16 protein-coding genes are annotated in these 23,053 nt (G+C 60.0%); 12 read left to right on the top strand and 4 right to left on the bottom strand.

The features are described from left to right. Nucleotides 1–735: 735 nt before the first annotated feature. The 3 genes from ACA043_RS27145 to ACA043_RS27135 all read left to right on the top strand — a co-directional run bounded on the left by ACA043_RS27145 (nt 736) and on the right by ACA043_RS27135 (nt 7,535). Nucleotides 736–4,188 (top strand): alpha/beta fold hydrolase, encoded by a 3,453-nt coding sequence (locus ACA043_RS27145; RefSeq protein ID WP_497658230.1) that lies wholly within the window; start codon nt 736–738, stop codon nt 4,186–4,188. Between the two features lie 208 nt (nt 4,189–4,396). Further along, nucleotides 4,397–6,265 carry a c-type cytochrome gene (locus ACA043_RS27140; RefSeq protein WP_489879360.1) on the top strand — a complete coding sequence of 623 codons (1,869 nt, stop codon included), beginning with the start codon at nt 4,397–4,399 and terminating at the stop codon, nt 6,263–6,265. A 25-nt stretch (nt 6,266–6,290) separates the two neighbouring features. Next, nucleotides 6,291–7,535, top strand: a complete 1,245-nt coding sequence (locus ACA043_RS27135; protein WP_401270885.1) for a metallophosphoesterase family protein — start codon at nt 6,291–6,293, stop codon at nt 7,533–7,535. A 115-nt stretch (nt 7,536–7,650) separates the two neighbouring features. Here the strand turns inward: ACA043_RS27135 and gbca are convergent, their stop codons facing one another. Beyond that, entirely contained in the window at nt 7,651–8,946 is a 1,296-nt protein-coding gene (gene gbca / locus ACA043_RS27130; RefSeq protein WP_497615495.1) for a glycine betaine monooxygenase oxygenase subunit, read from the bottom strand. A gap of 295 nt (nt 8,947–9,241) precedes the next feature. On the opposite strand from gbca, the gene gbcB reads away from it, so the two are divergent. Beyond that, on the top strand, nt 9,242–10,342 hold the full coding sequence (gene gbcB, locus ACA043_RS27125; RefSeq protein ID WP_187679655.1) for a glycine betaine monooxygenase reductase subunit: 1,101 nt from the start codon (nt 9,242–9,244) through the stop codon (nt 10,340–10,342). Nucleotides 10,343–10,463: 121 nt separating this feature from the next. Here gbcB and ACA043_RS27120 read toward each other — a convergent pair whose 3' ends face one another. Then, on the bottom strand, nt 10,464–11,288 hold the full coding sequence (locus ACA043_RS27120) for an SDR family oxidoreductase (protein ID WP_497658229.1): 825 nt from the start codon (nt 11,286–11,288) through the stop codon (nt 10,464–10,466). A 244-nt stretch (nt 11,289–11,532) separates the two neighbouring features. Further along, entirely contained in the window at nt 11,533–12,573 is a 1,041-nt protein-coding gene (locus tag ACA043_RS27115; protein ID WP_305440202.1) for a threonine aldolase family protein, read from the bottom strand. Nucleotides 12,574–12,700: 127 nt separating this feature from the next. Between ACA043_RS27115 and ACA043_RS27110 the strand changes: the two genes are divergently transcribed. From ACA043_RS27110 to fdhA, 8 genes are all read left to right on the top strand, one after another. Further along, entirely contained in the window at nt 12,701–13,429 is a 729-nt protein-coding gene (locus ACA043_RS27110) for a TraX family protein (protein ID WP_497658228.1), read from the top strand. 141 nt (nt 13,430–13,570) lie between these two features. Then, nucleotides 13,571–14,824: a serine hydroxymethyltransferase gene (gene glyA, locus ACA043_RS27105; RefSeq protein WP_187679650.1), complete on the top strand. Its 1,254-nt coding sequence runs from the start codon at nt 13,571–13,573 to the stop codon at nt 14,822–14,824. Between the two features lie 20 nt (nt 14,825–14,844). Beyond that, nucleotides 14,845–16,095, top strand: coding sequence for a sarcosine oxidase subunit beta (locus ACA043_RS27100; protein ID WP_095187127.1), 1,251 nt, complete (start codon nt 14,845–14,847; stop codon nt 16,093–16,095). A gap of 14 nt (nt 16,096–16,109) precedes the next feature. Further along, the gene (locus tag ACA043_RS27095) at nt 16,110–16,439 is read left to right on the top strand and encodes a sarcosine oxidase subunit delta (RefSeq protein ID WP_457465923.1); all 330 of its coding nucleotides are present in this window, start codon (nt 16,110–16,112) and stop codon (nt 16,437–16,439) included. Beyond that, on the top strand, nt 16,436–19,453 hold the full coding sequence (locus tag ACA043_RS27090) for a sarcosine oxidase subunit alpha (protein ID WP_497658227.1): 3,018 nt from the start codon (nt 16,436–16,438) through the stop codon (nt 19,451–19,453). Before ACA043_RS27095 ends, ACA043_RS27090 begins: the two co-directional genes overlap by 4 nt. Nucleotides 19,454–19,510: 57 nt before the next feature. After that, the gene (locus ACA043_RS27085) at nt 19,511–20,143 is read left to right on the top strand and encodes a sarcosine oxidase subunit gamma (protein ID WP_497658226.1); all 633 of its coding nucleotides are present in this window, start codon (nt 19,511–19,513) and stop codon (nt 20,141–20,143) included. Nucleotides 20,144–20,366: 223 nt separating this feature from the next. After that, entirely contained in the window at nt 20,367–21,224 is an 858-nt protein-coding gene (gene purU, locus ACA043_RS27080; RefSeq protein WP_187679646.1) for a formyltetrahydrofolate deformylase, read from the top strand. 153 nt (nt 21,225–21,377) lie between these two features. After that, a complete protein-coding gene (fdhA, locus tag ACA043_RS27075; RefSeq protein ID WP_042561444.1) occupies nt 21,378–22,577 on the top strand; it encodes a formaldehyde dehydrogenase, glutathione-independent in 1,200 nt (399 codons plus the stop codon). A 49-nt stretch (nt 22,578–22,626) separates the two neighbouring features. Here fdhA and ACA043_RS27070 read toward each other — a convergent pair whose 3' ends face one another. Continuing rightward, nucleotides 22,627–22,950, bottom strand: a complete 324-nt coding sequence (locus tag ACA043_RS27070; RefSeq protein ID WP_489879364.1) for a hypothetical protein — start codon at nt 22,948–22,950, stop codon at nt 22,627–22,629. Nucleotides 22,951–23,053: the final 103 nt, after the last annotated feature.

Raw genomic sequence — 23,053 nt, 5'->3', positions numbered from 1 at the left:
CTATCTGCTAAGCGCCTTATAGAACGTGGCTTTCAAGAGATTGGTCAAAAACTGATCAAATCGCGGATTCTCACCCGATCGCCTCTCTATAACGCCCGGTTTTTCACAGTCTTGGATGCTTTTCCACAGCACCCGCAAAGTTACCCCCGAACTCTGTTGGCGCTTCTGTGGATAACGTGTTCGCTATCCGCTACAGGCCAATTAATACGTGGCTTGTAGAGAGTTGATCAAAAAACATCCATCGCTTATCCCAAACCATGCTTCTGGATAAGTCACGTTTTTTCTTCACTTATTCACCGATGTTTTTCCAAATCATCCACAGTTGTCCCCAATTGCTGTGGGTGGCTATGTGGATAACTTGTTCGCCAAACCCTGCAAGCCCCGGCGGCTATAGTCCAAATCGCAATTGATCACATTTCATACAGTTCTAAGGCGTTGCCTTGACTTCGATTACTCCGCTGTCTTCACTGCAATGGCACAAGGACAGCCGTCACTTATCCACATCTGGTTCTGGGAGAACGCATGATGGATAGCCGTACACACCGCCCCCCACCCCATCCACGCAAGCGCACGCTACGTCGCGCCGCTAATCAGCATGCTCGTCTGTAGCGTGTAAATCCTGCCTCGATTGCTGTGCTGTCGCCGGACTCGCTCCGGAGGCCAGGTGCCCGTTCGCCCATTGATTGCAGGCAACCGCAGAGTTGCCCCCATCTGCCTGATTAGAGGAACCACCTCATGACACGGATCGCAACGCCCATCAGCGAGATCAAGGAACACTACGACGTCATTGTCATTGGCTCCGGTTATGGCGGCGGCATTGCTGCGTCGCGCCTGTCCCGGGCCGGTAAACGCGTGTGCCTGCTGGAACGCGGCCGGGAGATTCAGCCCGGCGAATACCCCAACACCGTGATTGCCGCCACCGAAGAATTGCAGGTGCATGATCCCGACGGCCATATCGGCTCGCGCACTGGATTGTTCGACCTGCATGTCAACGCTCAGCAGAACGTCGTGGTCGGTTGCGGCCTTGGCGGTACTTCGCTGATCAACGCCAACGTCGCCCTGGAGCCGGAGCCCGGCGTGTTCGATGATCCGCGCTGGCCGCAGGCAGTGCGTGAACACCGCGACACCTTGCTCAAGGACGGCTATGCCCGTGCCCGGGAAATGCTCAAGCCCAATCCTTATCCGGACACTGCACCCAATCTGCCCAAGCTCGACGCCAACAAAAAGTCCGCGGAGTACCTCAAGCAAGGCGCGCACTTTTACAAGCCGCCGATCAACGTGACCTTCGACAAGCTGCCCAATAACCTCAATCACGTCGGCGTCGAACAACTGCCGTGCAACCACTGTGGCGACTGCGTGTCGGGCTGTAACAACAAGGCCAAGAACACCACGCTGATGAACTATCTGCCGGACGCCTGGAATCACGGCGCGGAGATTTTCTGTCAGGCCGAAGTGCGGCATCTGGAGCGTGACGGTGACGGCTGGATCGTGCACTTCCAGTATCTGGACAGCGGTCGCGAGAAGTTTTCCGCGCCGACGCTGTTTGTGAAGGCCGACATCGTCGTGGTGTCCGCCGGCACACTGGGCTCCACGGAAATTCTGCTGCGCTCGCGCGACAAAGGGCTGGCGATGTCCGACCAGCTCGGCGAGAACATGAGTGGCAATGGCGATATCCTCGGTTTCGGCCACAACTGCGAGCAGACCATCAACGGCATTGGTTTCGGCGCGAATCCGGCCAAAGAGCTGCACCCGGTCGGCCCGTGCATCACCTCGATCATCGACATGCGCACCGAAGGCGACTGGCGCAGCCGGATGGTCATCGAAGAGGGTTCGATCCCCGGCGCCCTCGGTCGGCCGATGGTGCCGGCGATGGCCGGCTTCGCCGAGATGATCGGGGTGGCCACCGACGACAGTTTCAGCGGCAAGTTGAAATACAAGGAACGCGAACTCGAAAGCTTCCTGCGCGGCCCGTATTACGGCGCGCTGCACAATATGCAGACCTACCTGATCATGAGCCACGACAGCGGCCAGGGGCGGATGGTGCTGGATAACAAGGATCAACTGCGCATCGACTGGCCGGGCGTCGGCGAGCAAGAGAACTTCAAGCTCGGCAATGACCGTCTGCACCAGAGCACCAAGGCGCTCGGTGGTATCTGGGTGGAGAATCCTATCTGGACGAAGCTGCTCAAGCACAGCATCGTCTCGGTGCATCCATTGGGCGGTTGCGTAATGGGTGAGGACGCCGGACAAGGCGTGGTCAATCACAAGGGCCAGGTGTTCAGCGGCGCCAGCGGTACCGACGTTTACGCCAATCTGTACGTGACCGATGGGGCGGTGATTCCGACGTCTTTGGCGGTCAATCCACTGCTGACCATTTCTGCCGTGAGCGAGCGCAACATGGGCCTGCTCGCCGCTGACCGGGGCTGGCAGATCGACTACACGCTGCCCTCGGCACCGCGCAAACAAGTCGCGCCACCGACCCTGGGCGTGCAGTTCACCGAAACCATGAAGGGTTACTTCTCCCGGGCCTTTACCGCCGCACAAAGCACTGACCTGGAGGTCTACGAAGCGGCGGCCAAACGTGGTGAGGCAGACAATTCGCCCATCGACTTCACCCTGACCATCACCGCCAACGACATGAACCGGATGATCAAGAAGCCGGAACACGCCGCGACCATTGTCGGTACGGTGATCGCTCCGGCGTTGTCGCCAAAACCGCTGACGGCCAGCAACGGCGTGTTCAACCTGTTCGAGCAATTCGAGCAACAGGTCGATACGCGGCACATGAAGTACGACATGAAACTGACCGCCGAGGACGGCAGCGATTATTTCTTCAGTGCGTTCAAAACCGTGCCGGAAGACAACGGCGTGCTGAACATCTGGCACGACACCAGCACGCTCTACGTGACGCTGTATCGCGGGCCGGACAAGAGCGGCGAGGTAATCGGTTCGGGGGTGATGCACATCCATCCGACTGATTTCGCCAAGCAGATGACCACCATGACGGTGCTCAACGCCCGCAACGAGCGTGAGCGCATCGAAGGGCTGGCGCGTTTTGGCAAGTTCTTCGCCGGGATTCTCTGGGAAAGTTATGGCGGGGTATTTGCCGGGGATATCTACTTCAACCCTGACGCGCCGCCACGGCTGAAACGGCCGCTGGATGCGCCAATCCCGGCGGTGCATTTCTTTCCCACCGAGGATGGCGTCGAACTGCGCCTGACCCGGTATCAGGCAGGTACGAAAGGCCCGGTGATGCTGGTGCATGGTTTGGGCGTGGGTTCGAATATTTTTTCCACCGACACCATCCAGACCAACCTGCTGGAGTACCTGTGCAAGCACGATTACGACGTGTGGCTGCTGGATTTTCGCGTGAGCATTCTGCTGCCGGCGAGCAAGAAGGAATGGAACGGCGACCAGATTGCCCAGTACGACTTCAAGGCGGCCATCGCGCAGGTCCAGCAGCAAACCAAGGCGAAAGACGTGCAGTGCGTGGTGCATTGCTATGGTGCAACGACGTTCTTCATGTCGCTGCTGGCCGGTTTGCAGGGCGTGCGTTCGGTAGTGTGCTCGCAGATTGCTGCCGACACGGTGGTCGCCACTGCAACCGGGTTAAAGGCCGGTTTGCACCTGCCGGGCATGCTTGACGCCATCGGCGTCAAGTCGATGACCGCTTACGCCGACAGCAAGGAGAACTGGTTCAACAAACTCTACGACAAGGCCCTTAACGGCTACGCGCGTTTCGAAGCTCAGGGCTACTGCACCAACCCGGTGTGCCACCGCATCACCTTTATGTACGCCTCGCTGTACCGCCATGACACCCTCAACGAAACCCTGCACGACAACCTGCATGAGTTGTTCGGTGAGTCGAACATCGAGACCTTCGAGCATCTGGCGCTGATCGTGCGCAAAGGGCACTTGGTGGATTTCAAAGGCAACGATGTATACATGCCGCACTTTGATCGGTTGACCATGCCGATCTGTTTTATCAGCGGTGCTGAAAACCAGTGTTACCTGCCGGAAAGCACGCTTAAAACCTATCAGCGCTTGTGTGACCTGCACGGGCCGGAGCGTTACAGCCGGCAGGTGGTGCCGGGCTACGGCCATATCGATTGCATGTTCGGCAAGAACGCGGTGGTTGATGTGTACCCGATCATCCTTGAACACCTGGAGAAAACTGCCTTGGGTTGACACCTGTCATTGATCTTTTGTGCAGAGAAAGTCCTTTGTGGCGAGGGGATTCATCCCCGATGGGTCGCGCAGCGGCCCCAAATCAGGCCGCGCGGTGTTCCTGACAAACCGCAGGCGATAGTTTGCGACTGCTTCGCAGCCGATCGGGGATAAATCCCCTCGCCACAGGAATGGGTTCGATCCAGTTATGTACAAGGAAATGGATGACATGGACACCTACATCCGCTGGTTTCAGCGCTTCATCTGGCTAGGCATTGCGATGAACATGGTGTTCGCGATCCCGGCGCTGTTTGCGCCGGGGTTGCTGACATCGGTGGTCGGTCTGCCGCCGCAACTCTCCGATCCCTGGCTGGAAAACGCCGGGATGCTGCTCGTGGGTATCAGCGTGTTTTACATGCCCTCGGGCTTCAACGCGCCGCGCTACGTGGTGCATTCCTGGTTGTGCGTACTGACGCGGCTGATCGCCGTGGTGTTCTGGATCTACCTGATCAACACCAGCATTCAAGGCTCGGTATTCGTGCCGATGCTGATGGGCGATCTGAGCTTTTTCCTGATCCTTGGCATTTTGCTGTACCTGGGCACCACTCCCGAGAACCGGCCATGGGCGCTGCTGTGCGATGGCTGGCGCGAATGGCGGGCCGCGTGGGCGCGGCACTGGCAGAGCCACAGCTTCAAGGTCGGCACCTTTATCGTTGTGGCATTGCTGGCGTTCATCGGTTACCAGACCTGGTATCAGATGCTGCGGGTGGTGCCGGAGCAGGAATACGCCTCTGACGAAGACCACTACAAATACGCCGCCATCGGCCTCGGTATCGAAGCGCGAATCCCGTATTACCTGTTCGCCGTGCTGCCGCAGATGTGCCCGGAAAAACTACCGAAGCCCGGCGGCTGGGAAGTCTTCGGGTTTCTCTATGAGAACGGCAAGGACCTGCCGATCGGCATGGCCAAGCGGCAGATCGGCTACCCGACCGTGGAGCCGAACTGCGCGCTGTGCCACACCGGCTCCTACCGGGCAAACGCTAGCGACGTCGCCGTCAACGTGCCGAGTGCGCCGGCCAACACCCTGCAACTGCAAGCCTTTCAGTGGTACGCCTACGATTGCGCCAGCGATCCGAAATTCACCACCGACGCGGTGATGGCGGCGATCAACAGCAAATTCCAGCTGGGTTTTTTCGAACGGCTTTACAACCGCTACCTGATTATCCCGATGGCGAAAAGTGCGCTGCTCAAGCAGAAGCAGGCCTACGCCTGGCAGAAGCTGCGTCCACAACAGGGACCGGGTCGTACCGACACCTTCAACCCGACAAAAATGGTGGTATTCGGCTTCCCGGATGACTCGACCATCGGCACCGTCGACCTGCCACAGGTCTGGAACCAGAAACCGCGGGAATCGATGTACCTGCACTGGGACGGCAATAACAACAAGATCCACGAGCGCAACTACGCCGCCGCCATGGCTGTAGGCGCAACGCCGGAATCGGTACTGCCGCCAAGCTTCAACCGTGTGACCAACTGGTTGCTCGGGCGCAAGCCACCGGCCTGGCCGTGGGCGCTGGATCAGGCCAAGGTCGCTCAGGGCAAACCGATCTGGGACAACAACTGCGCCGGTTGTCATGACTTCGGTCGTGCCGACACCGGGCAAGTCACCACCAACATCGACCAGCTCGGCACCGATCCACATCGGCTGGACTCTTTCACCACGGGGCTGGTGACCGCGTTCCACACCTTCAAGAAACCGCCGTTCGACTTCGGCGCCTACCGCAAGACCCAAAGCTACAGCAACACGCCGACCGACGGCGTCTGGCTGCGCGCGCCCTACCTGCACAACGGCTCGGTACCGACCTTGTGGGACCTGCTGCAACCGCCGGAAAAACGTCCACAGGTGTTTATCACCGGCTCCGACGTCTACGACCCGCTCAATGTCGGGTTTGTCACCAGCGGCGCGCAAGCCAAAGCCTCGGCCGACTTCAAGTACGACACACGACTGGAGGGCAACCACAACAGCGGTCACCTGTATGGCACGACGCTGTCGGACGACGACAAGCGTGCGCTGATCGAATTCATGAAAACCCTGTGAGCCCTTACGGATAGAGGAATACGCCATGTCACTGGTCAGTCATTGGGAACACGAGTACGACAAGGTCAAAGTGCGCATTCACGGCTTGATCACGCGCATGGAAATGGCCTGGATGAAGCTCGTCAGCGAGCTTGAGCCACAGGAGTTTCAGGCGATTATCAAGCTGCTGCAACGCGGGCACGATCAGGCGCATTACGTGTTGAAGAACGGCGAGTTGCCGAGCGACGAACCGAGCGTGCCGTGGGAGTTGTCGCACGGCTTGTCGATCCTGCGCATCGGCAATGCCACGCCATTGCCGCAGTCGAGCGATCAACTGCAAACCCGGGTACTCAAGGACGGCAGTTTGCTCGGGTGTCGCAAGTGGGAACTGCTGGATCTGTTGTGGAGCGAGGCGCTGCTCAAATGGATCGAAAACCTGCGCCATCACGCGACCTTCGGCACCGATCCCGCCGTGGTGCAGATGGAGCGCGACGTAACCCTGGCGATTGCCGGCGACTGGGGCACCGGGCCGTTCGACAGCCATGCGCCGGCGGTATCGGTGGCCAACCAGATGCAACTGGCCCAGGCCGATTTCACTATTCACTTGGGCGATGTGTATTACGCCGGCAGCCACTCGCAGGAAGACGTCGACATGGCTGGCTGGCCGATGGGCACGCATGGCTCATTCACGCTCAACTCCAACCACGAGATGTACAGCGGCGCCCACGGCTATTTCAAGGAACTGGCCAAGCGTTTTCCGGGACAGCAGGGCACTAGCTATTTCGCGTTGATCAACGATGACTGGCTGGTGGTCGGGCTGGATTCGGCTTATGCGTCGGATGCGCTGAACCTGTACATGGACGGTACCTTGAATGAGCCGCAGATCGAATGGATGAAGGCACTGCCCAAGCGCAAAAAAATCATGGTGCTCAGTCATCACCAGGGCTTCGATATTTCCGGGCATAACAAGACTGCGCTGTATCAACCGGTGTGCGATGCACTGGGGCGTGAGCCGGATTATTGGTACTGGGGGCATCTGCATAACGGCATTGTTTACGCGCAGCAGGGCGGATTGCAGGCGCGCTGTGCCGGGCATGGGGCGATTCCGTATGGCAACGCCAGTGAGCTGGACGGGCATTCGCGGGTGCTGTGGTCGGAGACGCAGAGTGCGAAGGACCCGGCATATCCGGATCGGGTGTTGAACGGGTACGCGAAAATCAGGTTGGTGGGGGAGGAGATTTTTGAGGAGTTTATTGGTGAGGATGGCAGTGTGAGGTGGTCATCCAAGTGATGCGATGGCTGTTCTGACGCCATAGCTGGCAAGCCAGCTCCCACAGGTTTTGAGGTGATCACAACATTTGTGTACACCGCAGTACCCTGTGGGAGCTGGCTTGCCAGCGATGCTTTTAGCCTTGGACGGGCACACCTTTGAGGTAAGGGGCTGGCTCGGCGCCGAGGTTGTTCAGCAGGCGCTCGCTGTACCAATCCACAAAGTTCACCACGCCAAACTCATAAGTCTTCGAGTACGGCCCAGGCTGGTATGCCGTGGAGTTGATCCCACGCTGGTTCTCTTCGGCCAAGCGACGATCCTGATCGTTGGTCGCGTCCCACACCTGGCGCATACGCTCGACGTCGTAATCCACGCCTTCCACTGCATCCTTGTGCACCAGCCACTTGGTGGTGACCATGGTTTCCTGGGCGCTGATCGGCCACACGGTGAAGACGATGATGTGGTCGCCCATGCAGTGGTTCCACGAGTGCGGCAGGTGCAGGATGCGCATCGAACCCAGGTCCGGGTTCTTGATCCGGCCCATCAGTTTGGCGCAGCCCTGTTTGCCGTCGAGGGTCATCGACACGGTGCCCTTGAGCAGCGGCATACGCACAATGCGGTTACGCAGGCCGAAACTGGCGTGGGCGTAAGGAATCTTCTCGGCTTCCCAGGCAGCGGCGGAGGCGGCGACGTGATCCTTGAACGCCTGATCGGCGCGCGGGTCGGTAACGTCGTCCCATTCCAGCAGGGTTTTCAGCAGTTCCGGGTGCGAGGCGTTGCAGTGGTAGCACTCGCGGTTGTTTTCCAGCACCAGTTTCCAGTTGGCCTTTTCCATCAAGGTGGTGGTGATCGCCACCTTGGTGTTCTCCATGTCGTACGGTTCCATGTAGTGGTTCAGCGTCGACAGGAAGTCATCGATGGCCGGCGGGCTCTCCGCCAGGCTGATAAAGATGTAGCCGCCGGCGGTTTTCACGTTCACCGGTTTGAGGCCGTACTCCTTCATGTCGAAGTCGGCGCCCATTTCGGTGCCGGCGAACAACAGGCGTCCATCCAGCTCATACGTCCACTGATGGTAATGGCAGACCAGTTTGGCGACCTTGCCCTTGTCGCTGGTGCACAGGCGCGAGCCACGGTGACGGCAGACGTTGTGGAAGGCATGGACGACGCCGTCGGCGCCACGAATGACGATAATCGGGTTCTTGCCGATCTGCAGGGTGATGTAGTTGCCCTTGGCCGGGATCTCGCAGGTCATGCCGGCGATCAACCACTCTTTCTGGAAGATCTCCTGCATGTCGATATCGAACAGCCGCTCGTCGCTGTAGAACGGTTGCGGCAGCGAGAAAGTGCGCTCACGCTCCTGCAGCATCTGTGCGGTGGCCTTGCGTGCGGGTTCCAGCGGATCGCCCAGGCTGATTTTTGCGGTGACGTCCATCGATGTGATCCTCATGGCCATCTGCGTGGCCGGCGAAAGTGGCTAATCAGGTGTGCTGTAAACGGTTGCTACGCAAGGTGTAAAGAATTCGTCTTGGTGTGAGGCGAGTGTGGGGCCGGCGCAGGCGGGAACCTTATCCATGGGCGACATGATGCAATCTGTTCCCGACGCGCAACCCCCGGCGGTTGGGGGCTGGTCGCGATAAGTATGTCAATGTCGCGGATAGGTAAACGGGCGGTTCGCGCTATACGCAGAATCGCCGACATGAGGCCGACAGTCGGCCGTGGAGAACAGCATGTCCAACAGCTTCCTGAATCCGGTCACCACCCAGACCTGGGCCAATGGCCGACATATCGTCCGTTGCGTCAAAGTCATCCAGGAAACCTGGGACGTGCGCACCTTCTGCTTTATGGCCGACCAGCCGATCCTGTTCTTCTTCAAGCCCGGGCAATTCGTGACACTGGAGCTGGAGATCGAAGGCCAGCCGATCATGCGCTCCTACACGATCTCCAGTTCGCCGTCGGTGCCGTACAGCTTTTCGGTGACGATCAAACGCGTGCCGGGCGGCAAGGTGTCCAACTGGTTGCACGACACGCTGCATGAAGGCCAGGAATTGGCCGTGCACGGGCCGGTCGGGCTGTTTAACGGTATCGACTTCCCGAGTCCGAAAGTCCTCTACCTCAGCGGCGGCGTCGGCATCACCCCGTGCATGTCGATGGCGCGCTGGTTCTACGACACCAACGCTAACGTCGACATGACGTTTATCCACAGCGCCCGTTCGCCGAAAGACATCATTTACCACCGCGAGCTGGAACACATGGCGTCGCGGATCGACAACTTCAGCCTGCACCTGATCTGCGAGAAGCATGGTCTGGGCGAGCCGTGGGCCGGGTATCGCGGCTATCTGAATCACAAGATGCTGGAACTGATGGTTCCGGACTTTCTGGAGCGCGAAGTGTTCTGCTGCGGGCCGACGCCGTACATGACGGCGGTCAAGCGCTTGCTGGAAAACGCTGGCTACGACATGTCGCGTTATCACGAAGAGTCGTTCGGTGCGACGCCACCCGAAGCACGGGCTGATGCAGTCGAGCAAGCCGAACAGGCCGCCGACGCACCGGAAATCGATGCGGCGGACCTGCATCAGGTGGAATTCACCTCGTCCGGCAAGAGCATTCGTGTGGCACCGGGCGAGACCGTGCATGCGGCGGCGGCCAAGCTGGGCTTGATGATCCCGAAAGCCTGCGGCATGGGGATTTGCGGGACGTGCAAAGTGCTCAAGCTGGGGGGAGAAGTGGAGATGGATCACAACGGCGGGATTACCGAGGACGACGAGGCGGAGGGTTTCATCCTGTCGTGCTGCAGCGTGCCCAAAGGCGACGTGCGCATCGAGTTCTAAAGATTGGCGCAACTCCAATGTGGGAGCGAGCCTGCTCGCGAATGCGGTGTGTCATTCAGCATCTGCGTTGTCTGACACGGCCTATTCGCGAGCAGGCTCGCTCCCACGGAGGTTGTGTATTTCAATCTACAAACAGGTCGGGCATCAGGGTTGCGTCGCTGTCCGGCTCGTAGCGGTAATGATCGAATTCAGTCACGCCCTGTTCACGCAAAATCTCCTCATCAATCAGTAACCGCCCAGTAATCCGCCGTCCGCTGCTGCTCAAAATCACATGCGCCGCATCCGCCATGATCGCGGGCGTACGCGCATGCTTGAACGACTCGCGATTACCCAGCTGAAACTCGATGGCTGCCGTGGCAATCATCGTCTGCGGCCACAGCGAATTGACGCTGATGCCGTAATTGGCGAATTCCTCACTCATCCCCAGCGTCAGCATGCTCATGCCGTACTTGGTCACGGTGTAAGGGCTGTACTGGGCGAACCACTTGGTCGCCAGATTCAGTGGCGGTGACAGATTGAGAATGTGCCCGGCGGATTTCTTCAGATAGGGCAGGGCAGCCTGACTGCACAGCAGCACGGCGCGGGTGTTGATCTGGTGCATCAGGTCGAAACGCTTGAGTTCGATGTGTTGCACGCCGGTAAGTTTGATCGCCCCGGCGTTGTTCACCAAGGCATCGATGCCGCCGAAGTGCTCGTTGGCCTGAGCCAGCGCCTGGCGTACGGCGTCTTCATCACGCACATCCACTTGCAGGGCCAGAGCCTTTCCGCCCGCCGCCTCGACTTCCGCCGCGACGCTGTGAATGGTCCCGGGTAATTTGGCGTGAGGTTCGGCGCTCTTCGCCGCAATCACGATGTTGGCCCCATCCCTGGCGGCGCGCAGCGCAATCTCACGGCCGATGCCACGGCTGGCGCCAGTGATGAACAGGGTTTTTCCTTGTAGCGACATGCCGATGCTCCTGCTTGTTGATATGTGAGCGGAGGCTCGACAAACAATGTAGACCAAGCAGCAAACGCGGTAGGTGGGGTGTAGCTTTGTGGCGAGGGGATTTATCCCCGATGGCCTGCGCAGCAGGCCTAAAGTCTGAATCCAGTCGCTGTCAGACAGAAACTCAATGGCAGGTTTTGGGGCTGCTGCGCAGCCCATCGGGGATAAATCCCCTCACCACAGGGGATCTTATCGGCTCAAGGGATCAGTTGGACATGACTTCGCGGATGTCGCGCGCCAGTTCGCGTACGCGTTCTTCTTCGGTATCCCACGAGCACATGAAGCGTGCGCCGCCCTTGCCGATGAAGGTGTAGAAGCGCCAGTTTTTCGCGGTCAGGGCCGCGATGGCCGGTTCCGAGAGTTGCAGGAACACGCCGTTGGCTTGCACCGGGAACATCAGCTCAACGCCGGGAATGTCGCTGACCAGTTCCGCCAGCAACTGCGCGCAGTGGTTGGCGTGGCGGGCGTATTTGAGCCAGGCGTCGTTTTCGAGGATGCCGACCCACGGCGCCGACAGAAAGCGCATTTTCGACGCCAGTTGCCCGGCCTGTTTGCAGCGGTAGTCGAAGTCTTCGGCCAGTTTGTGGTTGAAGAACAGGATCGCTTCACCCACCGCCATGCCGTTTTTTGTACCGCCGAAGCACAGCACGTCGACGCCGGCCTTCCAGGTCAGGTCGGCCGGCGAGCAGCCGAGGAACGCGCAGGCATTGGAGAAACGCGCGCCGTCCATGTGCAGGTGCAGGCCCAGCTCCTTGCAGGTGGCGCTGATGGCGCGGACTTCTTCCGGGGTGTAGACACTGCCGACTTCGGTGGCTTGGGTCAGGGTGACCACGCGCGGTTTAGGGTAGTGAATGTCCTGGCGCTTGAGCGCGACTTCGCGGATCGATTCCGGTGTGATCTTGCCGTTTTCGGTACGGGCGATCAGCAGTTTCGAGCCGTTGGAGAAGAATTCCGGCGCGCCGCATTCGTCGGTTTCGACGTGGGCGGTTTCCGAGCAGATCACGCTGTGGTAACTCTGGCACAGCGACGACAGGGCCAGCGAGTTGGCGGCGGTGCCGTTGAAGGCGAAGAACACTTCGCAGTCGGTTTCGAACAGGTTGCGGAAATGATCAGCGGCGCGCGCTGTCCATTCATCGTCGCCGTAAGCGCGTTGGTGGCCGTGATTGGCCTGTTCCATGGCGGCCCAGGCTTCAGGGCAGATACCGGAGTAGTTGTCGCTGGCGAATTGTTGGCTCTTGTCGGTCATGGCCGGCTTCCGTGGTCGAGGCGCTTGTGGCGACTCGTTGGTCAATGATGGTGCGCACTTTACCGAAGATCATCCGGGGAGCACACGGGATGTCGCTGGCAGAACTCTACAAGGACACGGGCCGATTATGCACCTGAGAAAACGCGACGGCGCGCTGGATCTGCTCAAGTGGCTGGCGCTGCTGAGCATGTTGCTCGATCACCTGCGATATGTCGGCTACTCCGCCGATTGGTTGTATGTGCCGGGGCGGTTGGCGTTTCCGTGGTTCTGTCTGGCGATGGCGGCGAATCTTTCGCGTGACGGAGCGCGCCAGACTGAGTGGCGCTATTTGGGGTGGTTGGTGGTTTTCAGCGCCGTCAGCGAAATTCCCTATCGGATGTACATTCCTGATCCCGATACGTTAAACGTGATGCCGACGCTGGCGCTGGGTTTGCTGGTGGCGCGGGGCTGGCAGGATGGAGCGCTGGTTTCGCGACTGCTCGGCGCCACGAGCCTGCTGCTGGCAGCGCTGTATTCGGAGCGACTGATGTTCGGTTTCTTCGGTGTTTTGTTGCCGTTAGCGATTCTGCTGGTGATTCGTCGTCCGTGGTATTTCGCTGTGTTGCCGGGGCTGGTGTGCCTGGCGGCGAATCAATGGCGGGTGTTGCTCGAATCGGCGCAGTTCGGTAACGAGTTGGCAGTCTTGGGCCTCATCACCTGCCTGATTGCGCCATGGCTGGGGATGCTCCTGTTGCGACATGCCCGAACCTTCCAGCCGCCACCGATGAGGCGCTGGGCCTACGCCCTCTATCCCGCGCATTTCCTGATACTGCTCGCTCTACGTTTGACCCTACAGGGGACTGTGTTCTCCGGGTGATTTCCCGCCATGTCGTAAACGCACCTTTGCGTGGCGTCCGTAGGCATTTGAGCTGTCTGCACCGGTCATACCATCGCATCAAAGGGCACGCAGGTGCCTGACCGAGACGAATGGCGCACCGCCGCCGCTGGGAGAGACGCGATGTTCAGCAAGCAAGACCAGATCCAGGGTTACGACGATGCACTGCTGGCGGCGATGAATGCCGAGGAGCAACGTCAGGAAGATCACATCGAGCTGATCGCGTCGGAGAACTACACCAGCAAACGCGTGATGCAAGCGCAGGGCAGCGGCCTCACCAACAAATACGCCGAAGGTTATCCGGGCAAGCGCTACTACGGTGGCTGCGAGCATGTGGATAAAGTCGAAGCGCTGGCCATCGAACGCGCCAAGCAACTGTTCGGCGCCGATTACGCCAACGTCCAGCCGCACTCCGGTTCTTCGGCCAACAGTGCCGTGTATCTGGCGCTGATCCAGCCGGGCGACACCATCCTCGGCATGAGCCTGGCCCACGGCGGTCACTTGACCCACGGCGCCAAAGTGTCGTCCTCGGGCAAGCTCTACAACGCGGTGCAGTACGGCATCGACACCAAGACCGGGCTGATCGATTACGACGAAGTCGAGCGTCTGGCCGTCGAGTGCAAACCGAAAATGATCGTTGCCGGTTTCTCGGCGTACTCCAAGACTCTGGATTTCCCACGCTTCCGTCAGATCGCCGACAAGGTCGGTGCGCTGTTGTTCGTCGACATGGCCCACGTCGCGGGTCTGGTTGCTGCCGGTCTCTATCCGAACCCGCTGCCGTACGCTGACGTGGTCACCACCACCACGCACAAAACCCTGCGCGGCCCACGTGGCGGGTTGATCCTGGCCAAGTCCAACGAAGAGATCGAGAAGAAACTCAACTCTGCCGTATTCCCCGGCGCTCAGGGCGGCCCGCTGATGCACGTCATCGCCGGTAAAGCCGTGTGCTTCAAGGAAGCGCTGGAGCCGGGTTTCAAGGCTTATCAGCAGCAAGTGATCGACAACGCCCAGGCCATGGCGAGCGTATTTATCAAACGTGGCTACGATGTAGTGTCCGGCGGTACCGACAACCACCTGTTCCTGGTCAGCCTGATCCGTCAGGGCCTGACCGGCAAAGACGCCGACGCCGCCCTCGGCCGCGCGCACATCACCGTCAACAAGAACGCCGTGCCGAACGATCCGCAGTCGCCGTTCGTGACGTCCGGCCTGCGCATCGGCACCCCGGCGGTGACTACGCGCGGCTTCAAAGTGACCCAGTGCGTGACGCTGGCCGGCTGGATCTGCGACATCCTCGACAACCTCGGCGATGCCGATGTCGAGGCCAATGTCGCCCAGCAGGTTTCGGCCCTGTGCGCAGACTTCCCGGTTTATCGCTGAGCGTTCTGGAGTAAATGACTATGCAACGCTATTCGGGCTTCGGCCTCTTCAAACACTCCCTCAGCCACCACGAAAACTGGCAGCGCATGTGGCGCACGCCGACGCCGAAAAAGGTCTACGACGTGGTCATCGTCGGCGGTGGCGGGCACGGTCTGGCGACGGCCTACTATCTGGCGAAAGAGCACGGCATCACCAATGTGGCCGTGGTCGAGAAAGGCTGGCTGGGCGGCGGTAACACCGCGCGCAACACCACCATCGTCCGCTCCAACTACCTGTGGGACGAGTCGGCGCACCTGTACGAACACGCGATGAAATTGTGGGAAGGCCTGTCGCAGGATCTGAACTACAACGTGATGTTCTCCCAGCGTGGCGTCTACAACCTCTGCCACACCCTGCAGGACATCCGTGATTCCGAGCGTCGGGTCAGCGCCAACCGCCTCAACGGCGTCGATGGCGAACTGCTCAACGCTCAGCAAGTCGCCGACGAGATTCCGTATCTCGACTGCTCGAAAAACACCCGTTACCCGGTGCTGGGCGCAACCGTTCAGCGTCGCGGCGGCGTGGCCCGTCACGATGCCGTGGCGTGGGGCTTTGCCCGTGCCGCCGACGCCCTTGGTGTGGACTTGATCCAGCAGACCGAAGTGATCGGTTTCCGCAAGGAAAACGGCGTGTGCATTGGCGTTGAAACCAACAAGGGCTTCATCGGCGCCAAACGCGTCGGTGTGGTCACGGCCGGTAACTCCGGGCACATGGCCAAACTCGCCGGTTTCCGTCTGCCGATCGAATCCCACCCGCTGCAAGCGCTGGTGTCCGAGCCGATCAAACCGATTATCGACAGCGTGATCATGTCCAACGCCGTGCACGGTTACATCAGCCAGTCCGACAAGGGCGACCTGGTGATCGGCGCCGGTATCGACGGCTACAACGGCTACGGCCAGCGCGGTTCGTACCCGGTGATCGAGCACACCATCCAGGCCATCGTCGAGATGTTCCCGGTGCTGTCGCGGGTACGCATGAACCGTCAGTGGGGCGGCATCGTCGACACCACGCCGGACGCCTGCCCGATCATTTCGAAAACCCCGGTACCGAACATGTTCTTCAACTGCGGTTGGGGCACCGGCGGCTTCAAGGCCACACCTGGCTCGGGCAACGTGTTTGCCGCGAGTCTGGCCAAGGGTGAAATGCACCCATTGGCTGCACCTTTCTCCATCGACCGTTTCCACAACGGTGCGTTGATCGATGAACACGGCGCTGCTGCGGTTGCCCACTAACAGGAGAAATCCCCATGTTGCATATCTTCTGTCCTCACTGCGGCGAGTTGCGCTCCGAAGAGGAATTCCACGCATCCGGTCAGGCGCACATTCCGCGCCCGCTCGATCCTGGCGCCTGCACTGATGAAGAGTGGGGCGACTACATGTTCTTCCGTGACAACCCGCGCGGTCTGCACCACGAGCTGTGGGATCACGTCGCCGGTTGCCGCCAGTATTTCAACGTCACCCGCGACACCGTGACCTACGAGATTCTCGAAACCTACAAGATCGGCACCAAGCCGCAATTCACCGACAAGGCTGATGCTGCGAAAACAGCCACGACGGCGCTGGGAGAGAAGGTATGAGCCAGACCAATCGCCTGTCCAACGGTGGACGGATCGACCGCAACAAAGTGCTGAGCTTCACCTTCAACGGTCAGACCTACAAAGGCTTCGAGGGTGACTCGCTGGCCGCTGCGCTGATCGCCAACGGCGTCGACATCATCGGCCGCAGCTTCAAGTATTCGCGTCCACGCGGCATCTTCGCCGCTGGCGCCGAAGAGCCGAACGCCGTGCTGCAGATCGGCGCGACCGAAGCCACGCAGATTCCCAACGTGCGCGCCACGCAGCAGGCGCTGTACCAAGGCCTGGTCGCCACCAGCACCAACGGCTGGCCGAACGTCAACAACGACATGATGGGCATTCTCGGCAAGGTCGGCGGCAAGCTGATGCCGCCGGGTTTCTACTACAAAACCTTCATGTACCCGCAATCGTTCTGGATGACTTACGAGAAGTACATTCGTAAGGCTGCCGGTTTGGGCCGTTCGCCGACCGAAGTCGATCCGGACACCTACGACTACATGAACCAGCACTGCGACGTGCTGATCGTCGGCGCCGGCCCTGCCGGTCTCGCCGCCGCTCTGGCGGCCGCGCGCAGCGGTGCCCGGGTGATTCTGGCTGATGAACAGGAAGAGTTCGGCGGCAGCCTGCTTGATTCCCGCGAAAGCCTCGACGGCAAACCGGCGATGGATTGGGTTGCCAGTGTCATCGCTGAATTGAAGGACACGCCGGACGTGTTGCTGTTGCCGCGCGCCACGGTCAACGGCTACCACGACCACAACTTCCTGACCATTCACGAACGCCTCACCGATCACCTCGGCGACCGTGCGCCAATCGGTCAGGTACGTCAGCGCATTCACCGCGTTCGGGCCAAGCGTGTGGTGCTGGCGACCGGCGCTTGCGAGCGTCCACTGGTCTACGGCAACAACGACGTGCCGGGCAACATGCTCGCCGGTGCGGTCTCGACTTACGTGCGTCGTTACGGCGTGGCGCCGGGTAAAAAACTGGTGCTGTCGACCAACAACGATCATGCATACCGCGTGGCTCTGGATTGGCTCGACGCCAGTCTGCAAGTGGTGGCCATCGCCGATGCGCGCAGCAATCCGCGCGGTGCATTGGTCGAAGAAGCCCGCGCCAAAGGCATCCGCATCCTCACTGGCAGTGCCGTGATCGAAGCCCGAGGCAGCAAGCGCGTCACCGCTGCCCGCGTTGCCGCGATTGATGTGAAGGCGCACGCCGTGACCAGCCCGGGCGAATGGCTCGACTGCGATGTGGTCGCGACTTCCGGTGGTTACAGCCCGGTGGTTCACCTGGCCTCGCACTTGGGCGGCAAGCCGACCTGGCGCGAAGACATCCTCGGTTTCATCCCGGGCGAAGCCCCGCAGAAACGCGTGTGCGTCGGTGGCATCAACGGCGTTTACGGTCTCGGCGATTCGCTGGCCGATGGTTTTGAAGGTGGCGTGCGCGCTGCCAGTGAAGCCGGTTTCGCGGCGGTCGAAGGCACGCTGCCGAAAGCCCTGAGCCGTCTCGAAGAGCCGACGCTGGCGCTGTTCCAGGTGCCGCATGAGAAGGGCACTGCCCGCGCGCCGAAGCAATTCGTCGACCTGCAAAACGACGTCACCGCCGCCGCCATCGAACTGGCGACCCGCGAAGGTTTCGAGTCGGTCGAGCACGTCAAACGCTACACCGCGCTGGGCTTCGGCACCGATCAGGGTAAGCTCGGCAACGTCAACGGCTTGGCCATCGCCGCCCGTTCGTTGAACGTGACCATCCCGCAGATGGGCACCACGATGTTCCGTCCGAACTACACGCCGGTGACGTTCGGCGCCGTGGCCGGCCGGCATTGCGGGCACATCTTTGAGCCGGTTCGTTACACCGCGCTGCATCAATGGCACCTGAAAAACGGCGCCGAGTTTGAAGACGTCGGCCAGTGGAAACGTCCATGGTACTTCCCGAAAAACGGTGAAGACCTGCACGCTGCCGTGAAGCGCGAATGCAAAGCCGTGCGCGACAGCGTCGGCCTGCTCGACGCCTCGACCCTGGGCAAGATCGACATTCAAGGCCCGGATGCCCGCGAGTTCCTCAACCGCGTGTACACCAACGCCTGGACCAAGCTCGACGTGGGCAAGGCCCGTTATGGCCTGATGTGCAAAGAAGACGGCATGGTCTTCGACGACGGTGTGACGGCTTGCTTGGCCGACAACCATTTCGTCATGACCACCACCACCGGCGGCGCGGCGCGCGTGCTGCAATGGCTGGAGCTGTACCACCAGACCGAATGGCCGGACATGAAGGTGTACTTCACTTCCGTGACCGACCACTGGGCGACCATGACCCTGTCCGGCCCGAACAGCCGCAAGCTGCTCAGCGCTGTGACCGACATCGACCTGAGCAACGAAACCTTCCCGTTCATGACCTGGAAAGAAGGTCTGGTTGGCGGTGTGCCGGCGCGGGTGTTCCGCATCTCGTTTACCGGTGAGCTGTCGTACGAAGTCAACGTGCAGGCCGACTATGCGATGGGCGTGCTGGAGAAAATCGTCGAGGCCGGCAAGCAGTACAACCTGACCCCGTACGGCACTGAAACCATGCACGTTCTGCGCGCCGAGAAAGGTTTCATCATCGTCGGTCAGGACACCGACGGCTCAATGACCCCGGACGACCTGAACATGGGCTGGTGCGTCGGTCGCACCAAACCGTTCTCGTGGATCGGCCAGCGCGGCATGAACCGTGAAGATTGTGTGCGTGATCAGCGCAAACAGTTGGTAGGCCTGAAGCCGATCGATCCGACCAAATGGCTACCGGAAGGTGCGCAGTTGGTGTTCAACACCAAACAGGCGATCCCGATGACGATGGTCGGCCACGTGACCTCCAGTTATGCGCACAACTCCCTTGGCTATTCGTTTGCCATGGGCGTGGTCAAGGGCGGTCTGAAACGTCTCGGTGAGCGGGTGTTTGCACCGCTGGCCGATGGCAGCGTGATCGAGGCAGAGATTGTTTCTTCGGTGTTCTTCGATCCGAAGGGTGATCGCCAGAACATCTGACACTAATCGTTCCCACGCAGAGCGTGGGAACGATCAAGAATTCAGCAAAGGTGCTTTATGACCACAGCCAACGTGTACCAACAACGCCCGACCACCGGTGCCCGTGCCGAGTCGTCGCTGCACCATGCCGACCTCGCCAGTCTGGTCGGCAAGGGCCGCAAGAATGCCGGCGTGATCGTGCGTGAGAAAAAATTACTGGGTCACCTGACCATCCGTGGCGATGGTCACGAAGCAGCATTCGCCGCTGGCGTACACAAGGCCCTGGGCATTGAACTGCCCGGCGCCCTGAGCGTGATCGTCAAAGGTGAAACCAGCCTGCAATGGATGGGCCCGGATGAGTGGCTGCTGATCGTGCCGAGCGGCGAAGAACTCGCCGCCGAGCAGAAGCTGCGTGAAGCGCTGGGTGATCTGCACATCGCGATCGTCAACGTCAGCGGCGGCCAGCAAGTGCTCGAACTGAGCGGGCCGAATGTGCGTCAGGTATTGATGAAGTCCACCAGCTACGACGTGCACCCGAACAACTTCCCGGTCGGCAAAGCCGTGGGCACGGTGTTCGCCAAGTCGCAGCTGATGATTCGTCATACCGCTGAGGACACTTGGGAGCTGCTGATCCGTCGCAGCTTCTCGGATTACTGGTGGTTGTGGTTGCAGGATGCTTCGGCTGAATACGGGTTGAGCGTGCAGGCCTGACACTGAATTGCCGTCGTGCGTGCTTCTGTGGTGAGGGGATTTATCCCCGACGGGGGGCGAAGCCGCCCCAAACCAGCCACAGTGTTTATCAGGTAGGTCGAATACACAGGTTTTACGACTGCTTCGCAGCCGATCGGGGATAAATCCCCTCACCACAAAAGCAGTTCAGCATAGCCACAGAGTTCACTCTGCTCACAGATGTTGAAACAGGAGTCACCGCACCATGAGCCGCGCCCCAGACACATGGATTCTGACCGCCGACTGCCCCAGCGTTCTCGGCACCGTGGACGCGGTGACGCGTTTTCTGTTCGAGCAGGGTTGCTACGTCACCGAGCACCATTCCTTCGATGACCGCCTCTCCGGGCGTTTTTTCATTCGTGTGGAATTCCGCCAGCCGGACGGTTTCGACGAACAATCCTTCCGCGCCGGCCTCGCCGAACGTGGCCAGGCCTTCGGCATGATCTTCGAGCTGACCGCGCCGAACTACCGGCCAAAAGTGGTGATCATGGTCTCCAAGGCCGATCACTGCCTCAACGACTTGCTCTACCGCCAGCGCATCGGCCAGTTGTCGATGGACGTGGCTGCCGTGGTGTCCAACCACCCCGACCTCAAGCCGTTGGCCGACTGGCACCAGATTCCCTACTACCATTTCCCCCTCGATCCCAACGACAAACCGTCGCAGGAGCGTCGGGTCTTGCAGGTGATCGAAGAGTCTGGCGCCGAACTGGTGATTCTCGCTCGCTACATGCAGGTGCTGTCGCCGGAGCTGTGCCGCAAGCTCGATGGCAAGGCGATCAACATTCATCACTCGCTGCTGCCGGGCTTCAAGGGCGCCAAACCTTATCACCAGGCTTACAACAAGGGCGTGAAACTGGTCGGCGCGACGGCGCATTACATCAACAACGACCTCGATGAAGGGCCGATCATCGCCCAAGGTGTCGAGGCGGTGGATCACAGTCATTACCCGGAAGACTTGATTGCCAAGGGGCGGGATATCGAAGGTCTGACCTTGGCCCGCGCCGTTGGCTATCACATTGAGCGCAGGGTGTTTCTCAACGCCAATCGTACGGTCGTTCTCTAGATAGCTAAAAGATCGCAGCCTTCGGCAGCTCCTACAGGGGGATGCGATTCATGTAGGAGCTGCCGAAGGCTGCGATCTTTTGATTTACCGAGCATTTAACGCGCTGCCTGCCTGGGCAACGCGGTTCCATAAAAACAACAGCGAGGTGAAAGCATGTCTGGCAATCGTGGTGTGGTGTATCTCGGCGCTGGCAAGGTCGAAGTACAGAAAATCGACTATCCGAAAATGCAGGACCCGCGCGGTCGCAAGATCGAGCACGGGGTCATTCTCAAAGTGGTTTCCACCAACATCTGCGGCTCCGACCAACACATGGTGCGCGGCCGTACCACGGCGCAGACCGGTCTGGTGCTGGGTCACGAGATCACCGGCGAGGTGATCGAAAAAGGCTCCGACGTCGAGAACCTGAAAATCGGCGATCTGGTCTCCGTACCGTTCAACGTGGCTTGCGGGCGCTGCCGTTCCTGCAAAGAACAACACACCGGCGTCTGCCTGACCGTCAACCCGGCCCGTGCCGGTGGCGCTTACGGTTACGTCGACATGGGCGACTGGACCGGTGGCCAAGCCGAATACGTGCTGGTGCCGTACGCCGATTTCAACCTGCTGAAACTGCCGGACCGCGACAAGGCCATGGAGAAAATTCGCGACCTGACTTGCCTCTCCGACATCCTGCCGACCGGTTATCACGGTGCGGTGACTGCGGGCGTTGGCCCGGGCAGCACTGTTTACATTGCCGGCGCTGGCCCGGTCGGCCTGGCCGCCGCCGCTTCGGCGCGTCTGTTGGGCGCTGCGGTGGTGATCGTCGGCGACGTCAACACCATCCGCCTGGCCCACGCCAAGGCGCAGGGTTTTGAAATTGTCGACCTGTCCAAAGACACCCCACTGCACGAACAGATCGCCGCACTGCTGGGCGAGCCGGAAGTGGACTGTGCGGTGGATTGCGTAGGCTTCGAAGCGCGCGGCCACGGCCATGACGGGGTGAAATCCGAAGCCCCGGCTACCGTACTCAACTCGCTGATGGGCGTGGTTCGGGTCGCCGGCAAGATCGGTATTCCGGGCCTGTACGTGACCGAAGATCCGGGTGCCGTGGACGCCGCCGCGAAAATGGGCAGCCTGAGCATCCGCTTCGGTCTGGGCTGGGCCAAATCCCACAGCTTCCACACCGGGCAAACGCCCGTGATGAAGTACAACCGCCAACTGATGCAGGCGATCATGTGGGATCGCATCAACATCGCTGAAGTGGTCGGCGTGCAAGTCATCAGCCTCGATCAGGCGCCAGAAGGGTATGGCGAGTTCGATGCGGGCGTGCCGAAGAAGTTTGTGATTGATCCGCACAAGTTGTTTAGTGCGGCGTAGGTTTCACCCCTATAAGAAGGGCAGCCCTCGGGTTGCCCTTTTTGGTTTGTTATTTCGCTACCTCGAACGCGCATTTGCGGGCATCACCGTCCTTGACAGAACAGTCATCGCCGCTCCAATTCGCAGGGATGGTCGCTTTTACCGGAGTATCGTTTCTGTAACCGATCGAGGCGGCGATGTCGTCCTTGCCTTCAAATCGGCAGATAACAACTGAATTGGAACTGTCTTTGTCTTTAAGGCGTGCAGAGGTGAAGGTTAGATCTTCGGCGTCTTGAGAATGGGTCACCGAGAGAGTCGGGCACGTTGCTGCATAGGCGGTGCTCATCATAGCCGCCGAAACCAGGACACCTGCGACAATTTTCAACTTCATCATTTGTACTCCGTTACGTAATGGGAGCACCAATGTTGGCGTTGTAGGGGACTGGCGCCAACTGTCAGATCTGACAGTTTTTTAGCTTTTTTTGAGATGGTGATGA

Source organism: Pseudomonas sp. LBUM1648, from assembly GCF_059716145.1.
The sequence above is the reverse complement of the archived record's forward strand: the minus strand, read 5'-3'. Positions and strand labels throughout refer to the sequence as shown.